This window comes from Microbacterium sp. WCS2018Hpa-23, from assembly GCF_031843845.1.
GTDB lineage: Bacteria > Actinomycetota > Actinomycetes > Actinomycetales > Microbacteriaceae > Microbacterium.
In genome coordinates, this window is sequence record NZ_JAVTIZ010000011.1 from 120952 (window position 1) to 141732 (window position 20781).

The 20781-nt window shown below is 68.1% G+C and carries 20 protein-coding genes and 1 tRNA gene; 6 read left to right on the forward strand and 15 right to left on the reverse strand.

The annotated features are described in order from the left end of the window. Nucleotides 1-31: 31 nt before the first annotated feature. Entirely contained in the window at nucleotides 32-613 is a 582-nt protein-coding gene (pth, locus tag RQG77_RS17490) for an aminoacyl-tRNA hydrolase (protein WP_311245869.1), read from the reverse strand. 119 nt (nucleotides 614-732) lie between these two features. Next, nucleotides 733-1341, reverse strand: coding sequence for a 50S ribosomal protein L25/general stress protein Ctc (locus RQG77_RS17495; protein WP_311245870.1), 609 nt, complete (start codon nucleotides 1339-1341; stop codon nucleotides 733-735). 222 nt (nucleotides 1342-1563) lie between these two features. Here RQG77_RS17495 and RQG77_RS17500 point away from each other — a divergent pair, with 222 nt between their 5' ends. Both RQG77_RS17500 and gndA read left to right on the forward strand, forming a co-directional pair. Further along, a complete protein-coding gene (locus RQG77_RS17500; protein WP_268770598.1) occupies nucleotides 1564-1689 on the forward strand; it encodes a hypothetical protein in 126 nt (41 codons plus the stop codon). 123 nt (nucleotides 1690-1812) lie between these two features. Next, on the forward strand, nucleotides 1813-3261 hold the full coding sequence (gene gndA, locus RQG77_RS17505) for an NADP-dependent phosphogluconate dehydrogenase (RefSeq protein WP_311245871.1): 1449 nt from the start codon (nucleotides 1813-1815) through the stop codon (nucleotides 3259-3261). 56 nt (nucleotides 3262-3317) lie between these two features. On the opposite strand, the gene RQG77_RS17510 is transcribed toward gndA, so the two are convergent. Together RQG77_RS17510 and RQG77_RS17515 are read right to left on the reverse strand one after the other, a co-directional pair. After that, on the reverse strand, nucleotides 3318-4043 hold the full coding sequence (locus RQG77_RS17510) for an ABC transporter ATP-binding protein (protein WP_311245872.1): 726 nt from the start codon (nucleotides 4041-4043) through the stop codon (nucleotides 3318-3320). Nucleotides 4044-4083: 40 nt separating this feature from the next. After that, nucleotides 4084-5556, reverse strand: coding sequence for an FtsX-like permease family protein (locus RQG77_RS17515; protein ID WP_311245873.1), 1473 nt, complete (start codon nucleotides 5554-5556; stop codon nucleotides 4084-4086). Between the two features lie 163 nt (nucleotides 5557-5719). On the opposite strand from RQG77_RS17515, the gene RQG77_RS17520 reads away from it, so the two are divergent. Together RQG77_RS17520 and RQG77_RS17525 are read left to right on the forward strand one after the other, a co-directional pair. Then, nucleotides 5720-6448, forward strand: coding sequence for a response regulator transcription factor (locus RQG77_RS17520; protein WP_311245874.1), 729 nt, complete (start codon nucleotides 5720-5722; stop codon nucleotides 6446-6448). Nucleotides 6449-6474: 26 nt separating this feature from the next. Further along, complete coding sequence (locus RQG77_RS17525; protein ID WP_311245875.1) at nucleotides 6475-7956, forward strand: ATP-binding protein; 1482 nt, start codon at nucleotides 6475-6477, stop codon at nucleotides 7954-7956. Between the two features lie 206 nt (nucleotides 7957-8162). On the opposite strand, the gene RQG77_RS17530 is transcribed toward RQG77_RS17525, so the two are convergent. The 6 genes from RQG77_RS17530 to RQG77_RS17555 all read right to left on the reverse strand — a co-directional run bounded on the left by RQG77_RS17530 (nucleotide 8163) and on the right by RQG77_RS17555 (nucleotide 13754). Next, nucleotides 8163-9737, reverse strand: coding sequence for a flavodoxin reductase (locus RQG77_RS17530; RefSeq protein ID WP_311245876.1), 1575 nt, complete (start codon nucleotides 9735-9737; stop codon nucleotides 8163-8165). Nucleotides 9738-9764: 27 nt separating this feature from the next. Continuing rightward, entirely contained in the window at nucleotides 9765-10637 is an 873-nt protein-coding gene (locus RQG77_RS17535) for an FAD:protein FMN transferase (RefSeq protein WP_311245877.1), read from the reverse strand. Between the two features lie 16 nt (nucleotides 10638-10653). After that, on the reverse strand, nucleotides 10654-11121 hold the full coding sequence (locus RQG77_RS17540) for a hypothetical protein (RefSeq protein WP_311245878.1): 468 nt from the start codon (nucleotides 11119-11121) through the stop codon (nucleotides 10654-10656). 85 nt (nucleotides 11122-11206) lie between these two features. Then, nucleotides 11207-12241, reverse strand: coding sequence for a ribose-phosphate diphosphokinase (locus RQG77_RS17545; protein ID WP_311245879.1), 1035 nt, complete (start codon nucleotides 12239-12241; stop codon nucleotides 11207-11209). Between the two features lie 9 nt (nucleotides 12242-12250). Next, nucleotides 12251-13681: a bifunctional UDP-N-acetylglucosamine diphosphorylase/glucosamine-1-phosphate N-acetyltransferase GlmU gene (gene glmU, locus RQG77_RS17550; RefSeq protein WP_056513451.1), complete on the reverse strand. Its 1431-nt coding sequence runs from the start codon at nucleotides 13679-13681 to the stop codon at nucleotides 12251-12253. 1 nt (nucleotide 13682) lies between these two features. After that, a tRNA-Gln gene (locus RQG77_RS17555) sits at nucleotides 13683-13754 on the reverse strand. 71 nt (nucleotides 13755-13825) lie between these two features. Between RQG77_RS17555 and RQG77_RS17560 the strand changes: the two genes are divergently transcribed. Both RQG77_RS17560 and RQG77_RS17565 read left to right on the forward strand, forming a co-directional pair. Beyond that, on the forward strand, nucleotides 13826-14320 hold the full coding sequence (locus tag RQG77_RS17560) for a MarR family winged helix-turn-helix transcriptional regulator (protein ID WP_056513455.1): 495 nt from the start codon (nucleotides 13826-13828) through the stop codon (nucleotides 14318-14320). An 18-nt stretch (nucleotides 14321-14338) separates the two neighbouring features. Then, nucleotides 14339-15262, forward strand: a complete 924-nt coding sequence (locus RQG77_RS17565; protein WP_311245889.1) for a pseudouridine synthase — start codon at nucleotides 14339-14341, stop codon at nucleotides 15260-15262. Here the strand turns inward: RQG77_RS17565 and RQG77_RS17570 are convergent. The 5 genes from RQG77_RS17570 to RQG77_RS17590 form a co-directional block, all read right to left on the reverse strand. Then, nucleotides 15249-15908 carry a methionine ABC transporter permease gene (locus RQG77_RS17570; protein WP_311245880.1) on the reverse strand — a complete coding sequence of 220 codons (660 nt, stop codon included), beginning with the start codon at nucleotides 15906-15908 and terminating at the stop codon, nucleotides 15249-15251. The genes RQG77_RS17565 and RQG77_RS17570 overlap by 14 nt on opposite strands. Continuing rightward, nucleotides 15908-16951: a methionine ABC transporter ATP-binding protein gene (locus RQG77_RS17575; protein ID WP_311245881.1), complete on the reverse strand. Its 1044-nt coding sequence runs from the start codon at nucleotides 16949-16951 to the stop codon at nucleotides 15908-15910. Before RQG77_RS17575 ends, RQG77_RS17570 begins: the two co-directional genes overlap by 1 nt. A gap of 99 nt (nucleotides 16952-17050) precedes the next feature. Further along, nucleotides 17051-17971 (reverse strand): MetQ/NlpA family ABC transporter substrate-binding protein, encoded by a 921-nt coding sequence (locus tag RQG77_RS17580; protein WP_311245882.1) that lies wholly within the window; start codon nucleotides 17969-17971, stop codon nucleotides 17051-17053. A 91-nt stretch (nucleotides 17972-18062) separates the two neighbouring features. After that, nucleotides 18063-19883, reverse strand: a complete 1821-nt coding sequence (locus tag RQG77_RS17585) for a Na+/H+ antiporter (RefSeq protein ID WP_311245883.1) — start codon at nucleotides 19881-19883, stop codon at nucleotides 18063-18065. Nucleotides 19884-20006: 123 nt separating this feature from the next. Next, on the reverse strand, nucleotides 20007-20781 hold a 775-nt coding region (locus tag RQG77_RS17590; RefSeq protein ID WP_311245884.1), incomplete at its 5' end, for an ATP-binding cassette domain-containing protein.

Genomic DNA, 20781 nt, shown 5'->3' on the forward strand with positions numbered 1-20781 from the left:
CGCGATCAGGTCGGTGCCTATCGACCGACCGTCAGCGTGGGGCGTGATGCTTCTGCTGCGCCGCCAGTAGCCCCTCGGCGACGAGAAGCTCGACGGCATCCGCGGCATCCGACACGAGGATAGGCAGGTTCGCGCGTTCGTCCTTGCCGAACGGTGAGAGCACCCAGTCCGCAGGATCCTGTCGGCCCACCGGTCGACCGATGCCGACGCGCACCCGGGGGAACTCCGGGGTGGTGATGGCGCGGGCGATATCACGCACGCCGTTGTGCCCACCGTGGCCGCCGCCGATCTTGAGCTTGACGGTGTCGAAGGGGATGTCGAGTTCGTCGTGGACGACGATGATCTGCTCGGCCGGCACGGAGTAGAACCGCGCCAGAGCGGCGACCGGCGTGCCCGAGACGTTCATGAACGTGTTGGGCTTGGCGAGCACCAGCTTGTCTGCCCCGGGCCGCAGCCAGGTCTCGACGACGCGCGCGCCGCCCTTATGCTCACGGAAGCTCTCGCCTCGACGCGCAGCCAGCTCATCGACCACCATCTGTCCGATGTTGTGTCTCGTCGCCTCGTATCGCGGGCCGGGGTTGCCGAGCCCCACCACGAGCCAGGTGGATGCCATGTCCTCGTCCTCTCGGATGCGGGCACCGTGCGGTTCCCGGGTCAGAATACGACAGAGGGGGCGCGATCTGCTCGCGCCCCCTCTGTGATGCAGTCAGCTGTGCGCTGCGCCTGCGGAGATCACTCCGCGGCGGGAGCCTCCTCGGCGGACGCGTCATCGGCTCCGGCCTCGTCCTCACCGAGCGACTCCTCAGCCGGGATCGAGATCGCGACGACCAGGACCTCGGGGTCGGTCAGCAGCGTCGAGCCCTTGGGGAGCGTGACGTCGGCGGCGGTGATGTGCGCGCCGTCTTCGAGACCCTCGACCGAGACCTCGACGTTCTGCGGCAGGTGCGTGGCCTCGGCCTCGATCGAGATCGTGTTCGCGTCCTGGTTGACGATGGTGCCGGGAGCCGACTCGCCGGTGACGACGACGGGAAGGTCGATCGCGACCTTCTCGCCCTTCTTCACGACGATCAGGTCGATGTGCTCGATGATCTGGTGCACGGGGTCCTTCTGGACGTCCTTGACCAGGGCGAGCTGAGCCTTGCCCTCGATGTCGAGCTCGAGCAGCGCGTTGGCCCGGCGGATGATGAGCGAGACCTGGTGGCCCGGCAGCGCGACGTGCACGGGCTCGGTGCCGTGACCGTAGATGACGGCGGGGATCTTGCCTGCGGCGCGCAGACGACGGGCGAAGCCCTTGCCGAAGCTCTCGCGGAGCTCGGCCTTGACCTTGGTGTCTTCAGACATGGGGTTCTCCTTCGGGGCACGCAGCGACAGCTACGCGGTGGTCTTGGAATTGTTCTCGAACGCAGACACGTGAGGAAAGCCACCGGCTTGCTTCGCCGCGTCGATAACGGATGCCAGCGCACGCGCAGAAGCATCCCTCGCCGAGGTACTCCTCTGATGGTACCAAATGAGCCGGTAGGCTGAGGACACCGATCCCTTCTCTGCAGAACACGGAGTCCTCTCATGCTCGACGGCGTCTTCTTCTCCCACGCGATCGCCTGGGTCATCGGCGCGATGACCGTGTGCGCGGCCGGCTTCACCTTCGCCGCACTCTTCTCGCTCGGCCGCTCGGGGTACCGCAAGGACTGATCGCTCCCGATCGGGCGATCACCGCGCGCTCGCGAGAACGCATTCCGGCGACACACGGGAGAAGCACCCCTGCCGTCGCGATAATCTGGATGCATCCCTTTCTTCTCGATCTAGGAGCCATCTGTGCCCGAAGCATCAGCGAACATCGGAGTCGTCGGACTCGCCGTCATGGGGTCGAACCTCGCCCGCAACCTCGCCAGCCGCGAGGGGAACACGGTGGCGATCTTCAACCGCAGCTACGAGAAGACCGAGACCCTCACCTCCGAGCACCCTGAGGCCGGCTTCGTCGCCGCCAAGACGTACCAGGAGTTCGCAGACTCGCTGCAGAAGCCGCGCACCGCGATCATCATGGTCAAGGCCGGCGGCCCGACCGACGCCGTGATCGACTCGCTCGTCGAGGTCTTCGAACCGGGCGACATCATCGTCGACGGTGGCAACGCCTACTTCCCCGACACCATTCGCCGCGAGAAGGCCGTCCGCGAGACCGGCATCAACTTCGTCGGCGCCGGCATCTCCGGCGGCGAAGAGGGCGCGCTCACGGGCCCGTCGATCATGCCCGGCGGCTCTGATGAGTCCTGGATCACCCTCGGCCCGATCCTCAAGTCGATCGCCGCGGTCGCCGAGGGCGAGCCGTGCGTCACGCACGTCGGCCATGACGGCGCCGGCCACTTCGTCAAGATGGTGCACAACGGTATCGAGTACGCCGACATGCAGCTGATCGCCGAGGCCTACGACCTCATCCGCCGCGGCACCGGCAAGTCCCCCGCCGAGATCGCCGAGATCTTCGCCGAGTGGAACAAGGGCGAGCTCGAGTCCTACCTGATCGAGATCACCGCAGAGGTGCTCCGCCAGGTGGATGCCGAGACCGGCAAGCCCCTCGTCGACGTCATCCTCGACCAGGCCGGCGCCAAGGGCACCGGCGCGTGGACCGTCCAGACCGCGCTGTCGCTCGGCGTTCCCGTCTCCGGCATCGCCGAGGCCACGTTCGCCCGCTCGCTGTCGTCGCACCCCGAGCAGCGCGAGGTCGCCGGAGCTCTCCCGGGCCCGGACGAGGAGTTCGTCGTCGCCGACGAGGCCGCTTTCATCGAGGACGTCCGTCTCGCGCTCTACGCCTCGAAGATCGTCGCGTACTCGCAGGGCTTCGACGAGATCCGCGCGGGCGCTGCCGAATACGGCTGGAACATCGACCTGGGCGCCATCAGCAAGATCTGGCGCGGCGGCTGCATCATCCGTGCGCAGTTCCTCAACCGCATCGCCGATGCATACGCGGCAGAGCCCGGTCTTCCCGTGCTGCTGACGGCTCCGTACTTCACCGAGGCGATCACACGCGCGCAGGCGCCGTGGCGTCGCGTCGTGGTCGCGGCGGCACAGGCCGGCATCCCGGCTCCGGCGTTCTCGTCGTCGCTGTCGTACTACGACGGCATCCGCGCCGACCGCCTGCCCGCCGCCCTCGTCCAGGGACAGCGCGACTTCTTCGGTGCGCACACCTACAAGCGCATCGACAAGCCGGGCACGTTCCACACCCAGTGGTCGGGCGACCGTACCGAGATCGAAGCAGAAGACACGCACTGAGCGCGTCCCGCACATGACGAAGGCCCCGGCGATTCCGCCGGGGCCTTCGTCATGTCTCATCGGGTGATGTCCTGCACCGTCCCCTTCGCGAGCCGCAGGCGCCTGGTGGCCCGGCGGGCGACCGCCGAGTCGTGCGTAACGACGATCATGGTGATCCCCTCCGCGCACAGCCCCTCGAGCAGCGCGAGGATCTCATCGCGCATGCTCTCGTCGAGGTTGCCCGTCGGCTCATCCGCGAGCAGCACGCGAGGCCGCTTCACGATCGCGCGCGCGATCGCCACACGCTGCTGCTGACCGCCCGACAGCTCGGTGGGCAGGTGATCGCCGCGGTCGGCGAGCCCGACGTGATCGAGGGCCTCGGCGACCCGAGTCGCGCGCTCGGTGCGGCTCAGGGCGGTCGGCTCGAGAGCCATGTTCACGTTCTCGGCCGCCGTCAGCGTGGGGATCAGGTTGAACCCCTGGAAGACGAAGCCGATCTCCTCCGCGCGGATGCGACTGAGCTCGCGCGCGGATGCCGAGGCCAGCTCGATCTCACCGAGCTTCAGCGATCCGGACGAGGGGTTGTCGAGCGCGCCGAGCATCTGCAGCAGAGTCGATTTGCCCCCGCCCGTCGGCCCCTGGATGGTGACGAACTCACCGGGGTGGATCGTGAGATCCACGCCCGTGAGGGCCTTCACCGTGCGCCCCTTCTGCGTGTAGGTGCGCGTGACATCCTGTGCGCGGTACAGCGGTGCCGTGGCATCCGTGCCGTTCGCGGCCGGAGCGATATCTGCGATGGTCATGTCCGTTTCTCCTTGTCTGCGACGTGTGTTCGCGAGTCCGTCAGGCGACGGATCGCAGGGCTTCTGCCGGGCTGAGGCGCGCAGCGCGCCAGCCTCCGAACGCTCCGGCCACGAGGCCGCCGAGCACCGCGAGACCGACTGCGGCGACCAGCACCCACGGGGTGAACGGAGCCTGCAGCACGATGTCGGCCGCCTGCTGGGTCTGGAACATGCCGCCTCCTCCCGTCGGGCCGCCGCCCATGCCCCCGGGGCCGCCTTCCGCGTTGCCCGCGACAGCCGCGGCGACCGTCGGCTTCACGAGGTTGATGATGACGATCCCGGCGATCCCCAGCGCCAGTCCCACGGCGCCTCCGATCAGCCCCTGGACCATGGACTCACCGGCGACCTGGCGCACGACGCGCCCGTTCGACCAGCCGATCGCCTTGAGCGTGCCGAACTCGCGGGTGCGGCGGGAGACGCCGGAAAGGGTCAGCAGCACCGAGAGCAGCACGGCCACCGCGAGCACGATGATCGACAGCCAGGTGCCGAGGTTCGTGATCAGCGACGTCGCGCTGGACAGCGAACCCGAGACGGTCGAGGCCAGCTCGGACTGCGATGTGATCGTCGCGTCGGGGAGCTCGTCCGCGAGGGCGGCCTGCACCGCATCGATCGACGATGCGGACTCCGCCTGCACGTACACGGTCGAGATGACATCGCCGGCGCCGGAGAGCTCCTGTGCGGTGTCGAGAGGCAGGTACACGTTCGCCGCGGTGTCGGCGGAGTCGGAGGTGGAGGCCACGACCCCGACGACCTCGACATCGGAACCGGCGACATCGATGGTGTCGCCGACCGCGATCTCGTTCGTGGTCGCGTAGGTGGCGTCGACGAGGGCGACGAGCGCCCCGGCGTCATCGGTGTCGAGAGTGCGACCGTCACTGATCGCGACGGAGGCGAGCGGCCCCACGGAGGTCACGGCCGGGTCGATCCCGAGAACGGTGAACGAGTCGACGCCGAACGATCCGCCGCCGGCGCCGTCCGTTCCGCCCTGCGGCGGAGCCTGGCCCTCGGTCGGTGCGGTTCCCTCGGTCGTGCCGTCCTGCGCGCCGAAGCCGTCGCTCGGAAGCTCGCCCGAGAATGTCGAGTTGGTGAGGCTCAGTGCCGCGGATGCTGCGGTCACACCCTCAGTGGAGGTGACGGTGTCGAGCACGGTCGACTCGAGCGTCCCGCGCATGAAGTCCGTCATCAGCGTCGACTGGCTGAGAGTGGTCGTGTCGCCCTCGGTGGCTCCGTCGTCTGATCCGAAGTCGAAGCGCTGCCCGCCGCCCTCCCCCGGTTCCGCCGCGGCACCGGTCACTGTGAGATCGGTGCCGACTCCGTACACCGACTCCAGAGCCTGTGCCTGCGCATCGCGCACTCCCGCCGTGAGGGCGTTGACGATGATCACCAGAGCGATCGCGATCGCGAGTCCGATCGCGACGATCCACGTCTGCTTCTTGCGGCCCGCCAACTCTCGCCGTAGATATGTCCCGTACATCTGTCTCCTTAGGCCGCGCCGTTCGCGGGCAAGGACGACGCTAGGGAGCGCGGTTTTGCGAGATCGAGGGAGGAGCGATGAGAAACCTATGCGCCGCGCATCTCACAGGAGACGCATAACGTTCTCCATAGAAACCCCATAGGAGATTCCGCAGAATGTACTCATGAGCACCGATCTCCCCGAACTGCGCCGCCCCGACGGCTCACCCCTGCGCATCCTCGCCGTCGACGACGAGCAGATGCTCACCGACCTGCTGGCGATGGCGCTGCGCATGGAGGGCTGGGAGGTGCGCACCGCATCGTCCGGTCTCGAAGCCCTTCAGGTCGCGCGCGAGTTCGAACCGGATGCCCTGGTGCTCGACATCATGATGCCCGACCTCGACGGCATGGCTGTCCTACGCCGCCTTCGTGAGTCCGGCAGCCTCGTGCCCGTGCTCTTCCTCACCGCGAAGGATGCCGTCGGCGACCGTGTCGCCGGGCTCACCGCCGGAGGAGACGACTACGTCACGAAGCCCTTCAGCCTCGAAGAGGTCATCGCGCGCCTGCGCGCCATCATCCGGCGCACCGGGCACGCGACAGCCGATGACGGCCAGTCGATCCTGCGCGTCGCCGACCTCTCCCTCAACGAGGACAGCCACGAGGTCGTGCGCGACGGCACCGAGATCGAGCTGACGGCGACCGAGTTCGAGCTGCTCCGCTACCTCATGCGCAACGAGCGCCGAGTGCTGTCGAAGGCGCAGATCCTCGACCGCGTCTGGAGCTACGACTTCGGCGGCAAGTCCTCGGTGGTCGAGCTGTACATCTCGTACCTCCGCAAGAAGATCGATGCAGGACGCACCCCGCTGCTGCACACCGTGCGAGGTGTCGGCTACATGATCAAGGCGCCCCAGTGAGCTCGACGAGGATGACTCGGCGGCCGATGAGCCTGCAGACGCGGCTGATGACAGCCGTGATCGGCTTCGTCTCGCTCATCCTCGTGATCGTCGCCGTCATCACCAGTGCGACGCTCGGCGCGACCCTGGAACGCCAACTGGAAGATCGACTGAACGGCTATTCCCTCGACGTCGCGAAGCTGGTGAGCCGGGTGCCGGCCCAGATCGCGACCATCGACTATGTCGTCGAGGGCACAAACCCTGTGCCCGGCATTCTGCTCGCCGTGTCCAGCTCCGAAGGCGGCACCGGCGGGGTCGTCTTCCCCGACACGAAGGGACAGTGGAGTGGAGTGTCTCAGACACTGACGAGCGCCGACCTCGACCGCATCGATGCGGCGCTCGGCGGGCGCGCGAGCGCTACCGTGACCTTGGACGACTTCGGTTCGTATCTCGTCGTCGTGAGGCAGGCCCCCAACGGAGTGAACGTCGTGACGGGCCTGCCCCGCACCGAGATCCAGAACCAGTTGGCGACTCTTCTCACCGTGATCGCTCTGGCGACCATCGGCGGATTGATCCTCCTCGCGCTTACGACGGCCATCACTATCCGCGTCGGGCTGAGACCCCTCAGAGCCGTCGCGGCGACCGCCACCCGCGTCGCCAACCAGCCGCTGGATCGCGGTGAGGTCCAGATCACCGAGCGCGTACCGGCCTCCGAGGCCGATCCTCGTACCGAGACCGGCCTGGTCGGCGCATCCCTCAACACTCTCCTCGACCATGTGAACACCTCGCTGGCATCCCGCCAGAAGAACGAGGAGCGGATGCGCCGGTTCGTCGCCGATGCGAGCCACGAGCTGCGCACGCCGCTGTCCTCCATCCGCGGATACTCCGAGCTGTCGCTGCGCGCTCTGAAGCAGCAGGGCGGAGAGGCGGCGATCGAGGGCACCACGACCTCGCTCGAGCGCATCCAGGCCCAGTCGCTGCGGATGACGAGCCTGGTCGAGGATCTGCTGCTTCTCGCCCGCCTCGACGAGGGCCGAGAGCTGGTGCACGGGACCGTCGACCTCACGCAGCTCGCCCTGGAGGGGCTGTCGGATGCGCGCCCGACCGCGGCGGATCATCACTGGAAAATCGAGGCGCCCGAAGAGCCGATCGTCATCATCGGTGACGCCGGACGGATGCACCAGGTCGTGGCGAACCTCCTCGCCAATGCGCGGACCCACACCCCGGCGGGCACCTCGATCACGCTCAGCGTGAGCCGCGAGGGCGACGAGGCCGTGCTCCGCGTGCACGACGACGGCCCCGGAATCGACCCCGGCGTGCGGGATGAGCTCTTCGCCCGCTTCGCACGCGGCGACAGCTCCCGCGCCCGCCAGACCGGTGGCACGGGCCTCGGCCTCGCCATCGCGAAGGCGATCGTCGAAGGACACGGCGGCCACATCACCGTGTCGAGCGAGCCGGGAGACACGACGTTCACCGTCCGCATCCCGATCAACCCGGCCCAGCCCGCGGCGACCGACGTCGCGGGCTGATCGCGCGGCCCGCCCAAGCGGGGCCGCTGACGCATGGGGACCCGGCGGTTGCCGTGCGAAAGCGACCCCGCATGGGAGTTCCGGCGCGAAAGCGACCCCGCATGGAGTCCCGGTGCGAGAGTGACCCCGCACGGGAGTTCCGCACGGAGTCGCGGTGCGGGAGTGACCCCGGTCCCACTCCGGACCGGAACCGGACTGTGCTCGACTCAGTAGCCGGCGAAGGCGTCGGTCGTGAGAGAGCGGGCCTTCTGCAGGGCCGGGGCGAGATCGGCGATCAGGCGCGGCGGGCCGGATATGAACGAGTGCCGCGCGCCGAGGTCGGGAACGTACCGCTCCAGGCCCGCGGCATCGAGCCGAGCGCCCTGCGCCCATGCCCAGTGTGCGGGAAGATCGGCCGGCTCGTCACGGGTGAAGACGACGACACGAGCACCGGTCGCGGCGAGTTCGTCGCGGAACGCGAGCTCCGAGCTGTCGGATGCGACGTAGACGAGCACGACGTCACGCTGCTGCCCCGTCAGCTGCAGCTGCCGCAGCTGCGACACGAACGGCGTCACACCGATACCGGCCGCCACCATCAGCACCGGAGTCTCGGCGCGTGGCAGCAGGAAGTCTCCCCAGGTCCCGGTCACCGCGAGCGCGGATCCGGGCTCTGCGGCGGCCAGCGCACGCTTGTAGCTCGACGGATGCTTCTGATCGCCGTCCTTGTACGCGATGCGCAGCGTCGGGAGGTCGGCCGGTGCCGAGACGATGCTGAACTCGCGGCGGGTACCTCGCGCATCCGGCCGGTGATGCGGCACGTCCAGCTCCAGATACTGGCCAGGGAGGAAGCGGACCCTGCCCTTCGCGCGGAAGGTGAGCTCCTGTGCCGTGGGGGTGATGAACCGGCGCTTCTCGAGCACGAGGCGCACTGAACCCCGCACCGCGAAGGCGAAGGCGAGCAGGTTGCCGATGAGCAGCGCGCGCTCCTGGCCGAGGGTGAAGAGCCCGGCGACCTCGATCGGCCACCCGGCGAGCACGCCGACGAGAGCGGCCACGGAGAACTGCTGCCAGCGACGAGGCGGCAGGGTCAGCGGCTCCGACAGCATGAACGCCCCGAGGAACAGGAAGGGCGACTGCAGCACGGCGAACGAGAGAGCGGAGCCGAACTCGAAGGAGATCGCGAACTCCTGCGCCTGCACCGCCTGCCGCAGCACCGACACCGCGACCGCGACGACGAGGAAGATCACGACGATCCGCACCTTCTCGGTGCGCCACAGCACGGCGAGCCCCAGGATCGCGACGGGGATGAAGAGCGATGGCGTTCCGACCCACCATGACGACGACGTGCCGAGCCACTCGAAGGCTCCGAAGGAACCGAGGATCGACACCACGGCGGCGCCGAACGCCGCCGGGTTGAGTATGTGTCGCCCGCGCCAGGCGATCAGATACTTCGACAGGCTCGCCACGGCTCCCGCGATCGCGAGCCCCAGCAGCGCTGTCGCTTCGATCCCGGGGCGCAGGACGAAGAGGAGGATCAGCGCGGTGACGAGCGACGACTCGATGCGCCAGGGCAGGCGCAGGATGCGCTGCGCCGCCGCATCCACGAGCGAGATCACGACCGCGAGCACGACGAACGAGGCGATGATCTCGAGCGGTGTCGGCGAGACGATCACGCCGAACGCCGAGAGCACGAGAGCGATGAGCGCGAGCGTCAGGAGTGCGAACAGCACCAGGCGGTACATCGAGATGCCGCCGAGCAGCGCCAGCACGCGCTGGCGCAGGGCGGTGATGGAGGTGATCACGGGTCTACTCTTCCCTACTTCGATGCCTCATCGGCGGGTGGTGAACAGCTGCGTGGTGAAGAGCTGTGCGGTGCAGCCGGGAGAACGCTCCGCGCGTCCGTCGGTCGTCATGCGCACCCACTCGACGCCCCACGACGCTGCGAGCTCGGGGCCGCCGTCGAAGAACAGGGCGGTGGCGACGGCATCCGCTCGCATCGCGTCGGGGGCGATCGCCCACGTGGCAGCCCACGTGCGCACGGGAACTCCGGTGCGGGCGTCGAGCACGTGGTGCAGGCCATCGCCCCACGCGCGGCGATTGACCGCCGAGGCGCACAGCGCCGCATCCTGCAGTTCGATCACGCCGATCGCCTTGCTCGCATCGTACGGATGCTCGAGGCCGACCCGCACCGCGTCTCCGCGGACCCTCATGTCACCGCCCGCGTCGACGACGAGGTCACCGGGCACACCGGCGAGTGCGTCGGTCACGATGTCGACGAGACGCCCTTTGCCGAGCGCGCCCACGTCGAGGAGCAACGGGGAGGATGCCGTCGCCTCACTCTCCGTCCACCGGAGGCGATCGGTCCAGTCATCCGGGGCGGCGATCGGATCGCGCGCGATGAGCGAGTACGACGCGTCATAGCCGAGTGCCGCGAGGCTCTCTGCGACGAGCGGGTTCACCGCTCCTGCGGTCGCGTTCGAAAGGTCGAGGTAGGCGTCGAGCATCGCCTCGGCATCCGGCGACGAGATCGATCCGCCGTCACGTCCCACGCGGGCGACCGCGGAGTCCTCACGGAACCGCGACCACTCCCGGTCGAAGCGCTCGATCTCGGCGCCGACGAGCTCTCGTTCGTCCGTGCCGAGCTCGTCGGATGTCTCGATCTCCCAGGTCGTGCCGATCGCGTCGAAGCGCCAGATCGCCATCGCCGTGTCAGGCGCCTCAGGCGGCGGCCTGCTCCTTGATCGACTCGACGGCCTCGTTGAAACCACCGCTGGTGAGCGATGAGCCGGCGACGCGGCTGACGTTCAGCTCATCGAGCGACTTGCCCACGACCTCATCCGAGATGCCCTCGATGAACTGCCCCTGGTACTGCTCGCTCTCGCGCGCCTGCGGGTCGCCGGTCACCTCGACCTCGGTGACGACGCCGTCGGCGAGCGTGAGCGTCACGCTGATCGACTCGACCGTCTCGGGTGTCTGGTACGAGCCGTCGGCCGTGTAGGTGCCGTCGCTGTAGTCGCCGGTCGACGCTCCCGAGTCGGTCGATTCGGTGCTCGTGTCGGTCCCGGTGTCGGTGGACTGGTCTTCGGCGTCAGCGGTGCCGGAGCATCCCGCGAGGACGAGGAGTCCTGCGACGCCGGCGAGGGCTGCGCCCTTGCGAACAGAAGTCGGTACAGTCGTGCGGATCATGATGGTCCTCCCGGCCTTGATCGATGTGTTGATTCGACCGTAGGGACAGCATCTATGCGCGCGCTGTGCCCGATATATGAGTCGCTTACGCGTCGCCGCCGAACATGCTCGTGACGGATCCGTCTTCGAAGACCTCATGGATGGCGCGGGCGAGCAGCGGAGCGATCGGGAGGATCGTCAGCTTGTCCCAGCGACGCGACTCGGTCAGCGGGATCGTGTCGGTGATGACGACCTCATCGATCGAGGCGTCCTGCAGGCGCTCGGAGGCCGGGTCGCTGAAGATCGCATGGGTCGCGGCGACGATCACACGGTGCGCGCCGTTCGCCTTGAGCGCCTGCGCCGCCTTCACGATCGTGCCACCGGTGTCGATCATGTCGTCGACCAGGAGGCAGGTGCGTCCCTCGACCGCTCCGACGATCTCGTGCACCGAGACCTGGTTGGCGACCTTCGGGTCGCGGCGCTTGTGGATGATCGCCAGCGGGGCGCCGAGGCTGTCCGACCAGGTGTCTGCGACGCGGACACGGCCCATGTCGGGCGAGACGACGGTGAGGATCTTGCGGTCCTCAGGGCTCAGCGTGCGCTGGAAGTACTCCAGAAGCACGGGCTTGGCGAACAGGTGGTCGACGGGACCGTCGAAGAAGCCCTGGATCTGCGCGGCGTGCAGGTCGACGCTCATCACGCGGTCTGCGCCGGCGGTCTTCAGCAGATCGGACACCAATCGGGCGCTGATCGGCTCGCGGCCGCGGCCCTTCTTGTCCTGTCGCGAATACGGATAGTACGGCGCGACGACCGTGATGCGCTTGGCCGATGCCCGCTTCGCGGCGTCGATCATGATGAGCGCTTCCATGAGCCACTCGTTGACCGGCTCGCCGAAGGTCTGGATCAGGAACAGGTCGCAGCCGCGGATCGAGACGTCGAACCGCGCGTAGATCTCCCCCGACGCGAACGTGCGGTGCTCGGTGGGCACGACCTCGGTGCCCAGCGACGCGGCGACCGCGGCGGTGAGCTCGGGGTGGGAACGCCCTCCCGCGACCACGAGCCGCTTCTTGGTCTTGGCGACGAGTCCGGGGGCGATGCCGTTGTCCCGGTCCAGATCGACAGTCTTCTTCTTGCGCGCCATCGTTTTCGCCTATTCCGCCACTCGGGATCGGGCTGCGGCGTCTGCCGCGCCCGTGCCTGCCCTGTTCTTCTCGACCCAACCCTCGATGTTGCGCTGAGGGGCGACGCTCATGGCAAGGGAACCGGCGGGAACGTCCTTGCGGACCGTGGCGCCGGCACCTGTCTTGGCGCCGGCTCCCAGCCTAACGGGCGCGACGAGGGTCGTGTGCGACCCGGTGTGCACCTCGTCCTCGACCACGGTGCGGTGCTTGTTCACATCGTCGTAGTTCGCGGTGATGGTGCTCGCGCCGAGGTTGACGCCGCGCCCGATGGTCGCGTCGCCGACGTACGACAGGTGCGGCACCTTGCTGCCCTCGCCGATCTCGGCGTTCTTCGTCTCGACGTAGGCGCCGATCTTGCCTCGCGCTCCGAGCACCGTCCCCGGGCGGAGGAACGAGAAGGGGCCGACCGTGGCCTCCGCGCCGATCACGGCGAGCGTGGCATCGGTGCGACGGACGATCGCATCCTCGCCCACCTCGCAGTCGACGAGCGTCGTGTCGGGTCCGACGATGGCGCCCTCGGCGATCGTCGTGGCCCGCAGGATGTGGGTGTTCGGCAGGATCGTGACGTCGGGTGCGAGCGTCGCGTCGTCGTCGATCCACGTCGTCGCCGGGTCGATCACCGTCACGCCCTCCAGCTGCCAGCGGCGGACGATGCGGCGGTTGAGCAGTCGGCCGACCTCGGCGAGCTGCGCCCGGTCGTTCACGCCGTAGGTCACGGTGACGTCCGACACCACGGATGCCGCGACACGACTGCCGTCGCGACGGAGGAGTCCGGGGACGTCCGTCAGGTACATCTCGCCCTGCGCGTTGTCGACGCCCACAGACGGGAGGTACTTGCGGAGCGTACCGACGCGGAACACGTACATGCCCGCGTTGATCTCGCGAACCGCGGCCTCATCGGCGCTGGCATCCTTCTGCTCGACGATGCGGTCGACGCCGCCCTCGGCATCGCGGATGACGCGGCCGTAGCCGTTCGGGTCGTCGACGACCGCGGTCATCAGGGTCGCCTCGGCATCCGCCTCGCGGTGGGCGTCGAGGAAGGAACGCAGCGTGTCTGCATCCGCCAGCGGGCAGTCGCCCGAGAGCACGAGGACGTCGCCGTCGAAGGATGCGGGAAGAGCGTCGACCGCGACCTGCACGGCGCGTCCGGTGCCTGGCACCTCGTCCTGATCGATGAACACGGCATCCGGGTAGTCCGCTTCGAGAGCAGCGATCACCTGGTCGCGCTCGTGCCGCACGACGACCTCGACGTGAGAGGCCTCGAGCCGGCCGGCGGTCGTGAGGACGTGTCCGACGAGCGGTCGCCCCCCGATCGGGTGCAGCACCTTGGGCAAGCGCGAGCGCATGCGGGTGCCCTGGCCTGCGGCGAGGATGATGATCGCGAGATTGTTCCCAGTCATGCTCCGCCGCCAGGACTCGAACCTAGACCTAACAGCTCCAAAGGCTGTCGTGCTGCCATTACACCACGGCGGACCGCGGCCCTCGAGGGAGCCGCGGGTCAAGTCTGCCACGTCCGCCTGCGTGCTACCGGCGATAATGGACGGATGACTGAGGCTGATGAGGTTGATCGGATCGTCGGCGCCTGGAACACCCAGCGCCCCGACCTCGACTTCTCACCCCTCGAGGTCCTCTCTCGGATGGACCGGCTGACGCGACTGCTCGACCGTGCCCGGCGCGACGTGTTCCGCCGCAGCGACCTCGAGGCCTGGGAATGGGATGTGCTGTCGGCGCTGCGCCGCGCCGGGGCACCGTTCCAGCTCTCCCCCAAGCAGCTGCTTCAGCAGACACTGGTGTCGAGCGGCACCATGACCAACCGCATCGACCGGCTGGTCGGGCGCCGTTTCGTGCGACGCGAGGGCGACCCGGCCGACGGCCGCAGCGTGCTCGTCACGCTCACGGATGACGGGCGGATCAGGGTGGATGCCGCGATCACGCGCCTCGTCGACGTCGAGGACGACCTGCTCCAGGCCCTCTCCAAAGGCGATCGTGACCGCCTCGCCGCGCTGCTGCGCAAGCTGAGCCTCAGTTTCGACGCGTGAGGGACTGACGACATGGCGATGCTCTCCCCTCTTCCTGTGCGCGACGGCGTCGGCGCCACGCGTCTGCACGTCCCGATGAGCGGCGACTGGCCCACCGTGGGCGCCTACATGATCGACCGCTTCTTCCACCTCGATCCCGAAGGCCTGCTCAGCCGTTTCGACCGCGGTGAGATCGTGGCCCGCGACGGCACTCCCCTGGCTCGGGACACTCCCCTGGGCGTCGAGGAGTTCATCTGGTACTACCGTGATCCTCCCGTCGAGACCCGACTTCCCGTCGAGATCGAGGTCATCCATCAGGACGACGACCTGGTGGTCATCGACAAGCCGCACTTCCTGCCGACCATCCCCGGCGGCAAGTTCCTGCAGAACTCGGCGCTGATCCGCCTCCGCAACCTGCTCGGCAACGACGAGCTCGCGCCCATCCACCGCCTCGACCGGGCGACCGCCGGGGTGCTGATGTTCTCGGCGCGGCCGGCCACGAGAGGGCCGTACCAGCTGCTGTTCGAGACCCGGCAGGTGCAGAAGGTCTACGAGGCGGTCTCCGCACGGCCGGCCGACTGGGATGCGTCGCAGTTCCCCCTCGTCTACCGCAACCACATCGTGAAGCTGCGCAACGAGCTCAAGGTCCAGGTCGACGACGAACGGGAGCCGAACGCCGAGACGGCGATCGAGGTGATCGATGCCGACGAGCGCGTCGTGCACACACTGCTGCGCCCGCACAGCGGCAAGATGCATCAGCTGCGGGTGCACCTCGCAGCTCTCGGCCTGGGCATCCTGAACGACCCGTTCTACCCCGAGCTGCGCGGCGAGCGTCCCGACGACTTCGATCACCCCATGCAGCTGCTCGCGCGTGAGCTGCACTTCGTGGATCCGCTGAGCGGCGCGCCGAGGGTGTTCTCCACGACGCGCACGCTGCAGGAAGCGCCCGTCAGCGACGCATGATCTTGCGCGCGAGCCGCGTGCCGAGCATCTGCACGAGGTGCACGAACACCACGATCAGCACGATCGCGGCCCACATCACGAGCGGTTCGAACTGACGGAAGCCGTAGATCTGCGCGAATGCTCCGAGACCGCCGCCGCCGATGAGGCCGGCCATCGCGGTCATGTCGATGAGTGCGACGACGATGAACGTGTACCCGAGGATCAGCGGTCCGAGGGATTCGGGGATCGCCACGGTGAAGAGGATGCGCCAGGGGCCTGCGCCCATCGCGCGGGCGGCCTCGATGACTCCCGGCGAGACGGACACGAGGTGCTGCTCGACGATGCGGCCGATCGCGAAGGCTGCGGCGAGACCGATGATGAACGCACCGGCCGTGGTGCCGATGCCGGTGCCGACCACCACACGGGCGAAGGGCTGCGCGACGGCCATGAAGATCACGAACGGGATCGGGCGGAAGAAGTTCACCGCGAGGTTCGCGATCACCGAGACGGGCCGGTTCTGCGCGAGCCCGCCGGGGCGGGTGACGTAGAGGATGACACCGATCGCGAGGCCGAGGATGCCGCCGAGCACGAGTGCGAACGACGTCATGTAGAGGGTCTCGAGCGCGGCCTTCCAGAATTCGGGCCACAGTTCGTTCAGACGATCCATCAGCGCGCCTCCTCTCCGGCGATCTCGGTGACTTCGACCCGCTGCGAGATCTCCCCCAGCGTGCGGTCGATCACGGCGCTCTCGCCGCGGATCGCGAGCGTGAGGTGGCCGAAGGCCCTCCCGCGGATGTCGTTGATCCCGCCGTACACGAGCTCGAAGTCGAGCCCGGCGCCGGCGAGGTCGAGGAACACCTGTGCCTGCGACGAGTCGCCGTCGCGGAACGAGAAGGTGACGAGCCGGCCTCGGTGCCGCTCGCGCAGCACGCCGAGCTCGGACGGCGAGGGGATGCCCTTCACGACCGTGCCGACGAAGCGCTGCGACGCGGGGTTCTGCGGGGCGGAGAAGACATCGAAGACATCGCCCTGCTCGATCACGCGACCGTTCTCCATGACCGCGACCTTGGTGGCGATCGTCTGGATGACGTCCATCTCGTGGGTGATCACGACGATCGTGACACCCTGCTCCCGGTTGACGCGCTTGAGCAGATCCAGCACCTCGTGCGTGGTCTGCGGGTCGAGGGCGCTGGTGGCCTCGTCGGCGAGCAGGATGGCAGGACCCGTGGCCAAGGCGCGGGCGATGCCTACGCGCTGCTTCTGACCGCCGGAGAGCTGCTCGGGGTAGGCCTTGGCCTTGTCTGCCAGGCCGACGAAGGTGAGGAGCTCGGCGACCCGCGTCTCGATGTCGGCCTTCGACCAGCCGGCGAGCTTGAGCGGGTACGCGATGTTCGCCTTGACGCTGCGCGAGGCGAACAGGTTGAACTGCTGGAAGATCATGCCGATCCCCCCGCGGACCTTGCGCAGCTCGCTCTCTTTGAGAGAGGTGATGTCCACGTCGTCGACCGTGATGGTGCCGCCGGTCGCGGGTTCGAGCGCGTTGATCAGCCGCACGAGGGTCGACTTGCCCGCGCCGGAATATCCGATGATGCCGAAGACATCGCCCTTCTCGATCGAGAGGGTGACGTCGTCGACGGCCACGACCTCGGCGTCTTCACGGGTGCGGGAGGGGTAGGTCTTCGAGACGTTCGTCAGGGTGACGATCGGCATGTGGTGCTCCGGTCTGCTTCGGGAACGAAGAATCGGGTGACGCACGAAGCGCCACCCGATTCTCCCTCATCGGACGGGGGTGTCTTGCACCCGGTCGTCCTACTTCTTGGCCTCGGTGTCCTCCTGGACCTTCTTCAGCGAGGCGACGAGGTCCTCGACCGGAGTCTGCAGCGGAACCGCGGTGTCACCCGACGACTCGATCAGACCGGCCTGCACGTCCTCGTTCGTCTGGAAGATCTCGACGAGCTTGAGGTACGTCTCGTTGTCGGCGTCCTCGGCGCGCGACGCGAAGATGTTCACGTACGGCAGCGCGTTCGGGTCCTCCGGGTCGTCCTGCGCGATCGCGTCGTCGAAGGTCAGACCGGAGTCCTCGACGAAGTCGTTGTTGATGATCGCCGCGGCGACATCGGGCAGCGACGTGGGGATCAGGGCGGCCTCGAGGGCCGTGACCTTCACCTTGGACTTGTCAGTGTCGACATCGGCGAGGTCTGAGAAGATCGTTCCGCCGCTCTTGAGCTCGATGAGACCGGCCGACTGCAGCACGAGGAGTGCGCGTGCCTGGTTCGACGCGTCATCCGGAACGGCGACGGTCTCGCCCTCGGCGATGCTGTCGACGTCGTCGTACTTCTTCGAGTACAGGCCCAGCGGGTAGATCGCAGTCGAGCCGACCGGGGTCAGGTCGGAGCCCGAAGCGCTGTTGTATTCGGCCAGGTACACGATGTGCTGGAACTGGTTGAGGTCGATCTCGCCCTCGGTCAGTGCGGGGTTCGGCTGCTCGTACGAGCCGAAGTCGACGAGCTCGACCGTGATGCCCTCGTCAGCGGCTGCCTCGACGAAAGGAGCCCACTGTGCGTCTCCCTTGCCGACGACGCCGATCTTGACGGTCTCGTTCTCGGAGTCACCGCCGCCGGAGCCGGCGTCGGAGGATGCCGTCGCGCAGCCTGCGAGCGCGACGAAGAGCGGGACCGCGGCGAGCGCGGCGATGACGGATGTGGTCCGACGGGATGCTGTGATGGACATGAGTGTTCGGGTTCCTCTCTTGGGGGACTCGAATACGTTAGGCAGCGCGACACCGCACGCGACAATCGAGTGTCACAGAGCGTCACAGCTCTCAGTCGTACTCCTCGATGCCCTGCAGACGCACCTGTTCGAGGTCGAGCCGCGCCGAGATCCGGCGCACGACGAGATCGTCGACGGTTCCCTCTCGGCGGAGCCCCAGAAGCACCTCGCGCTTGCGGTCGATGAGAGCGAGCTTGAGACGCGTGTGCTCTTCGTGCCGCAGCAGCGGCGAGCGCTGCATGACGTCGACGTCGACCGAGGTCGCGAGCATCTGCAGGGTCCTGACCTCGCCTTCGGGGCCCTGACCGTCGGCGTCGATGCGAGTGGCATCCGGCAGACGCAGCACCGTCTGCGCCGCATCCGATCCGCCGTCCCCCGGCCCGCCGTCGCCGGCAGCCTCGGACATCGTGTTCCCGCTGCCGAGCGGATCCGGCTCGTCGAGCAGCACGTCGAGCGCCTGCGCCTCAGCGTCCACGATCGCCTGTTCACGGGCCAGCGCCCGCGCATTCGAGAACTCGAGCATCTGGTAGCCCTCGGCGCGCACCTTGTCGCGGATCTCCTGCCCGACGCCGTGCTCTGCGGCGAGGTCGTCGAGGGCCGCGAGCGCCGCACCCGAGATCGCACGTTCGGCGAGCTCGTACTCCTCGTCCTCCCTGTGATCGACCGGGAAGCGGGCCCAGCGGACGATCGCCGGCAGCAGCGGCCCCTGCACGAGCAGGCTCAACAGGATCACACCCGCAGTGACGAAGACGATCTCGTCGCGGCCGGCGATCTCGCCTTCGGTCGCGCTCGCGGCGGGCACGGACAGCGCGATCGCGAGGGACACGGCTCCCCGCATTCCCGCGACGGTCGACACCGCCATCGAGCGTGCTCGCGCACCGGCCGACGGGCGAGGAACCGTCCTGCGCTGGAAGAGGATGTTCACGACCTGGAAGAGGTAGCGCACGACCAGCAGCGTCACCCACACGCCCAGCGTGATGAGCACGAGGCGTCCGATCGCCGCGGCGGAGATCTCATGCGCGACGAACTGCACCTCGAGCCCGATCAGCACGAACAGGGCTCCGTTGAGCAGGAAGACGCCGAACGGCCAGGCCGCGTCGGCCTGCCTGCGCGACGAAGCCGTGGTCACTCGTGGCGAGACGTACGCGACGATGAGTCCGGCGACGACGACTGCCAGCACGCCGGACGCGTGCACGATCTCGGCGAGGAGGAAGGACGAGAAGGGAATCAGCAGGAGTGCGACGTTGATGACGATCGTCGACGAGGTGCGGCGCAGCAGCAGGTATCCGAGGGCCGCGATCACGACGCCGGCCGCGATTCCTCCGACATACGAGGTGAGCACCGACATCGTCACCGACAGCGGAGTGATGCTGCCACCGAGTGCCAGCGATACCGCGATCGCGTAGAGCACGAGCGCGGTGCCGTCGTTGGTCAGGCTCTCGGCCTTGAGCTTCATGAACATTCGACGCGGCAGCAGCCGGCCGAGCGCTGCGACGGCTGTGGCATCCGGCGGGGCGACCGCGGCACCGAGGATCAGGGCGGTCTCCCACGGCATCCCGAACAGCAGTCCGACACCCGCGACGGCGAAGGCGGATGCGACGACCAGCACCGTGCTCATCGGCAGGTTGTAGCGGAAGTCGCGGCGGATCGAGCGCAGCGACGTCGTCAGGCTCTCCCAGAACAGCATCACCGGGAGGAAGAGCAGCAGCACGGTCTCGGGCGGGAGCTGGATCTCACGCAGCTGCGGCACGAAGCCGAGCAGCAGGCCGATGATGACGAGCACCAGGGGCAGTGCGAGCCGCACTCTCGGCGCGAGCAGCGTCCCCACCAGGATCGTGAGTCCGATCAGGACGGTGACCTCGAGTCCTTCCATGTGAACCTCCCGGGTACCGCAGGATCACACTGTGCGATCCCGGATGGCATCGAACCCCGCCCAGAGCACAGCGCATGGCACTGCCACCGTATTCCCACGGAGGCAGGATCGCGAGGGGTCAGTTCAGTCGAGTTCCTCGGTCAGCTCGAACCAGCGGAGTTCGAGCTCCTCGATCTCGGCCTGCTGATCGCTGATCGCCTTCATCTTGTCGCCGAGGCCCGCGAAGTCCGCCTGGTCATGATCCGCGAGAGCGGTCTTCGCCTTGTCGACCTGCTGGGTGAGCTTCTGGATGCGACGCTCCAGCGACGCGACCTCCTTCTGCGCTGCGCGCAGGGCGGCACCGTCGAGGCTGGGGGCCTTCTTCTCGGTGTTGACGGCGGTCTGCGACTTGCCGGGCGCCGAGGTCTGCAGCTGACGCAGGCGCAGGTACTCGTCGACTCCTCCCGGAAGGTGTCGCAGGTGCCCGTCGAGGATCGCGAACTGCTGATCCGTCACGCGCTCGAGGAAGTACCGGTCGTGGCTGACGACCAGCAGGGTCCCCGACCACGAGTCGAGCAGGTCCTCGATAGCCGCGAGCATGTCGGTGTCGAGATCGTTGGTCGGCTCGTCGAGGATCAGCACGTTCGGCTGGTCGAGGAGCACGAGCAGCAGCTGGAGGCGGCGCTGCTGACCACCCGAGAGGTCCTTCACCGGGGTCGAGAGCTGCGCGGAGTCGAAGCCCAGGCGCTCGAGCAGCTGCCCGGGGGTGAGCTCCTGCGCCTTGGATCCTGCGCCCATCGTGTAGGACGTGCGCAGCCGCGAGATCACGACACGTACCGGCTCGCGTCGCACGTCCTCGAGTTCGTCGAGGCGCTGGGTGAGGGTCTTCACCTTCACGGTCGTGGGGGGGGGGGGGGGG

Bases quoted from the DNA above. Each gene is read 5' to 3' on its own strand.
- RQG77_RS17565 (WP_311245889.1), top strand. From the start codon at position 14,339: ATGCTCTCCCCTCTTCCTGTGCGCGACGGCGTCGGCGCCACGCGTCTG.
- RQG77_RS17540 (WP_311245878.1), bottom strand. From the start codon at position 11,121: ATGATCCGCACGACTGTACCGACTTCTGTTCGCAAGGGCGCAGCCCTC.
- pth (WP_311245869.1), bottom strand. From the start codon at position 613: ATGGCATCCACCTGGCTCGTGGTGGGGCTCGGCAACCCCGGCCCGCGA.
- RQG77_RS17515 (WP_311245873.1), bottom strand. From the start codon at position 5,556: ATGTACGGGACATATCTACGGCGAGAGTTGGCGGGCCGCAAGAAGCAG.
- RQG77_RS17585 (WP_311245883.1), bottom strand. From the start codon at position 19,883: ATGGAAGGACTCGAGGTCACCGTCCTGATCGGACTCACGATCCTGGTG.
- RQG77_RS17520 (WP_311245874.1), top strand. From the start codon at position 5,720: ATGAGCACCGATCTCCCCGAACTGCGCCGCCCCGACGGCTCACCCCTG.
- RQG77_RS17580 (WP_311245882.1), bottom strand. From the start codon at position 17,971: ATGTCCATCACAGCATCCCGTCGGACCACATCCGTCATCGCCGCGCTC.
- RQG77_RS17545 (WP_311245879.1), bottom strand. From the start codon at position 12,241: ATGGCGCGCAAGAAGAAGACTGTCGATCTGGACCGGGACAACGGCATC.
- RQG77_RS17560 (WP_056513455.1), top strand. From the start codon at position 13,826: ATGACTGAGGCTGATGAGGTTGATCGGATCGTCGGCGCCTGGAACACC.
- RQG77_RS17500 (WP_268770598.1), top strand. From the start codon at position 1,564: ATGCTCGACGGCGTCTTCTTCTCCCACGCGATCGCCTGGGTCATCGGC.
- RQG77_RS17525 (WP_311245875.1), top strand. From the start codon at position 6,475: ATGAGCCTGCAGACGCGGCTGATGACAGCCGTGATCGGCTTCGTCTCG.
- glmU (WP_056513451.1), bottom strand. From the start codon at position 13,681: ATGACTGGGAACAATCTCGCGATCATCATCCTCGCCGCAGGCCAGGGC.
- RQG77_RS17575 (WP_311245881.1), bottom strand. From the start codon at position 16,951: ATGCCGATCGTCACCCTGACGAACGTCTCGAAGACCTACCCCTCCCGC.
- RQG77_RS17570 (WP_311245880.1), bottom strand. From the start codon at position 15,908: ATGGATCGTCTGAACGAACTGTGGCCCGAATTCTGGAAGGCCGCGCTC.
- RQG77_RS17535 (WP_311245877.1), bottom strand. From the start codon at position 10,637: ATGGCGATCTGGCGCTTCGACGCGATCGGCACGACCTGGGAGATCGAG.
- RQG77_RS17495 (WP_311245870.1), bottom strand. From the start codon at position 1,341: ATGTCTGAAGACACCAAGGTCAAGGCCGAGCTCCGCGAGAGCTTCGGC.
- RQG77_RS17510 (WP_311245872.1), bottom strand. From the start codon at position 4,043: ATGACCATCGCAGATATCGCTCCGGCCGCGAACGGCACGGATGCCACG.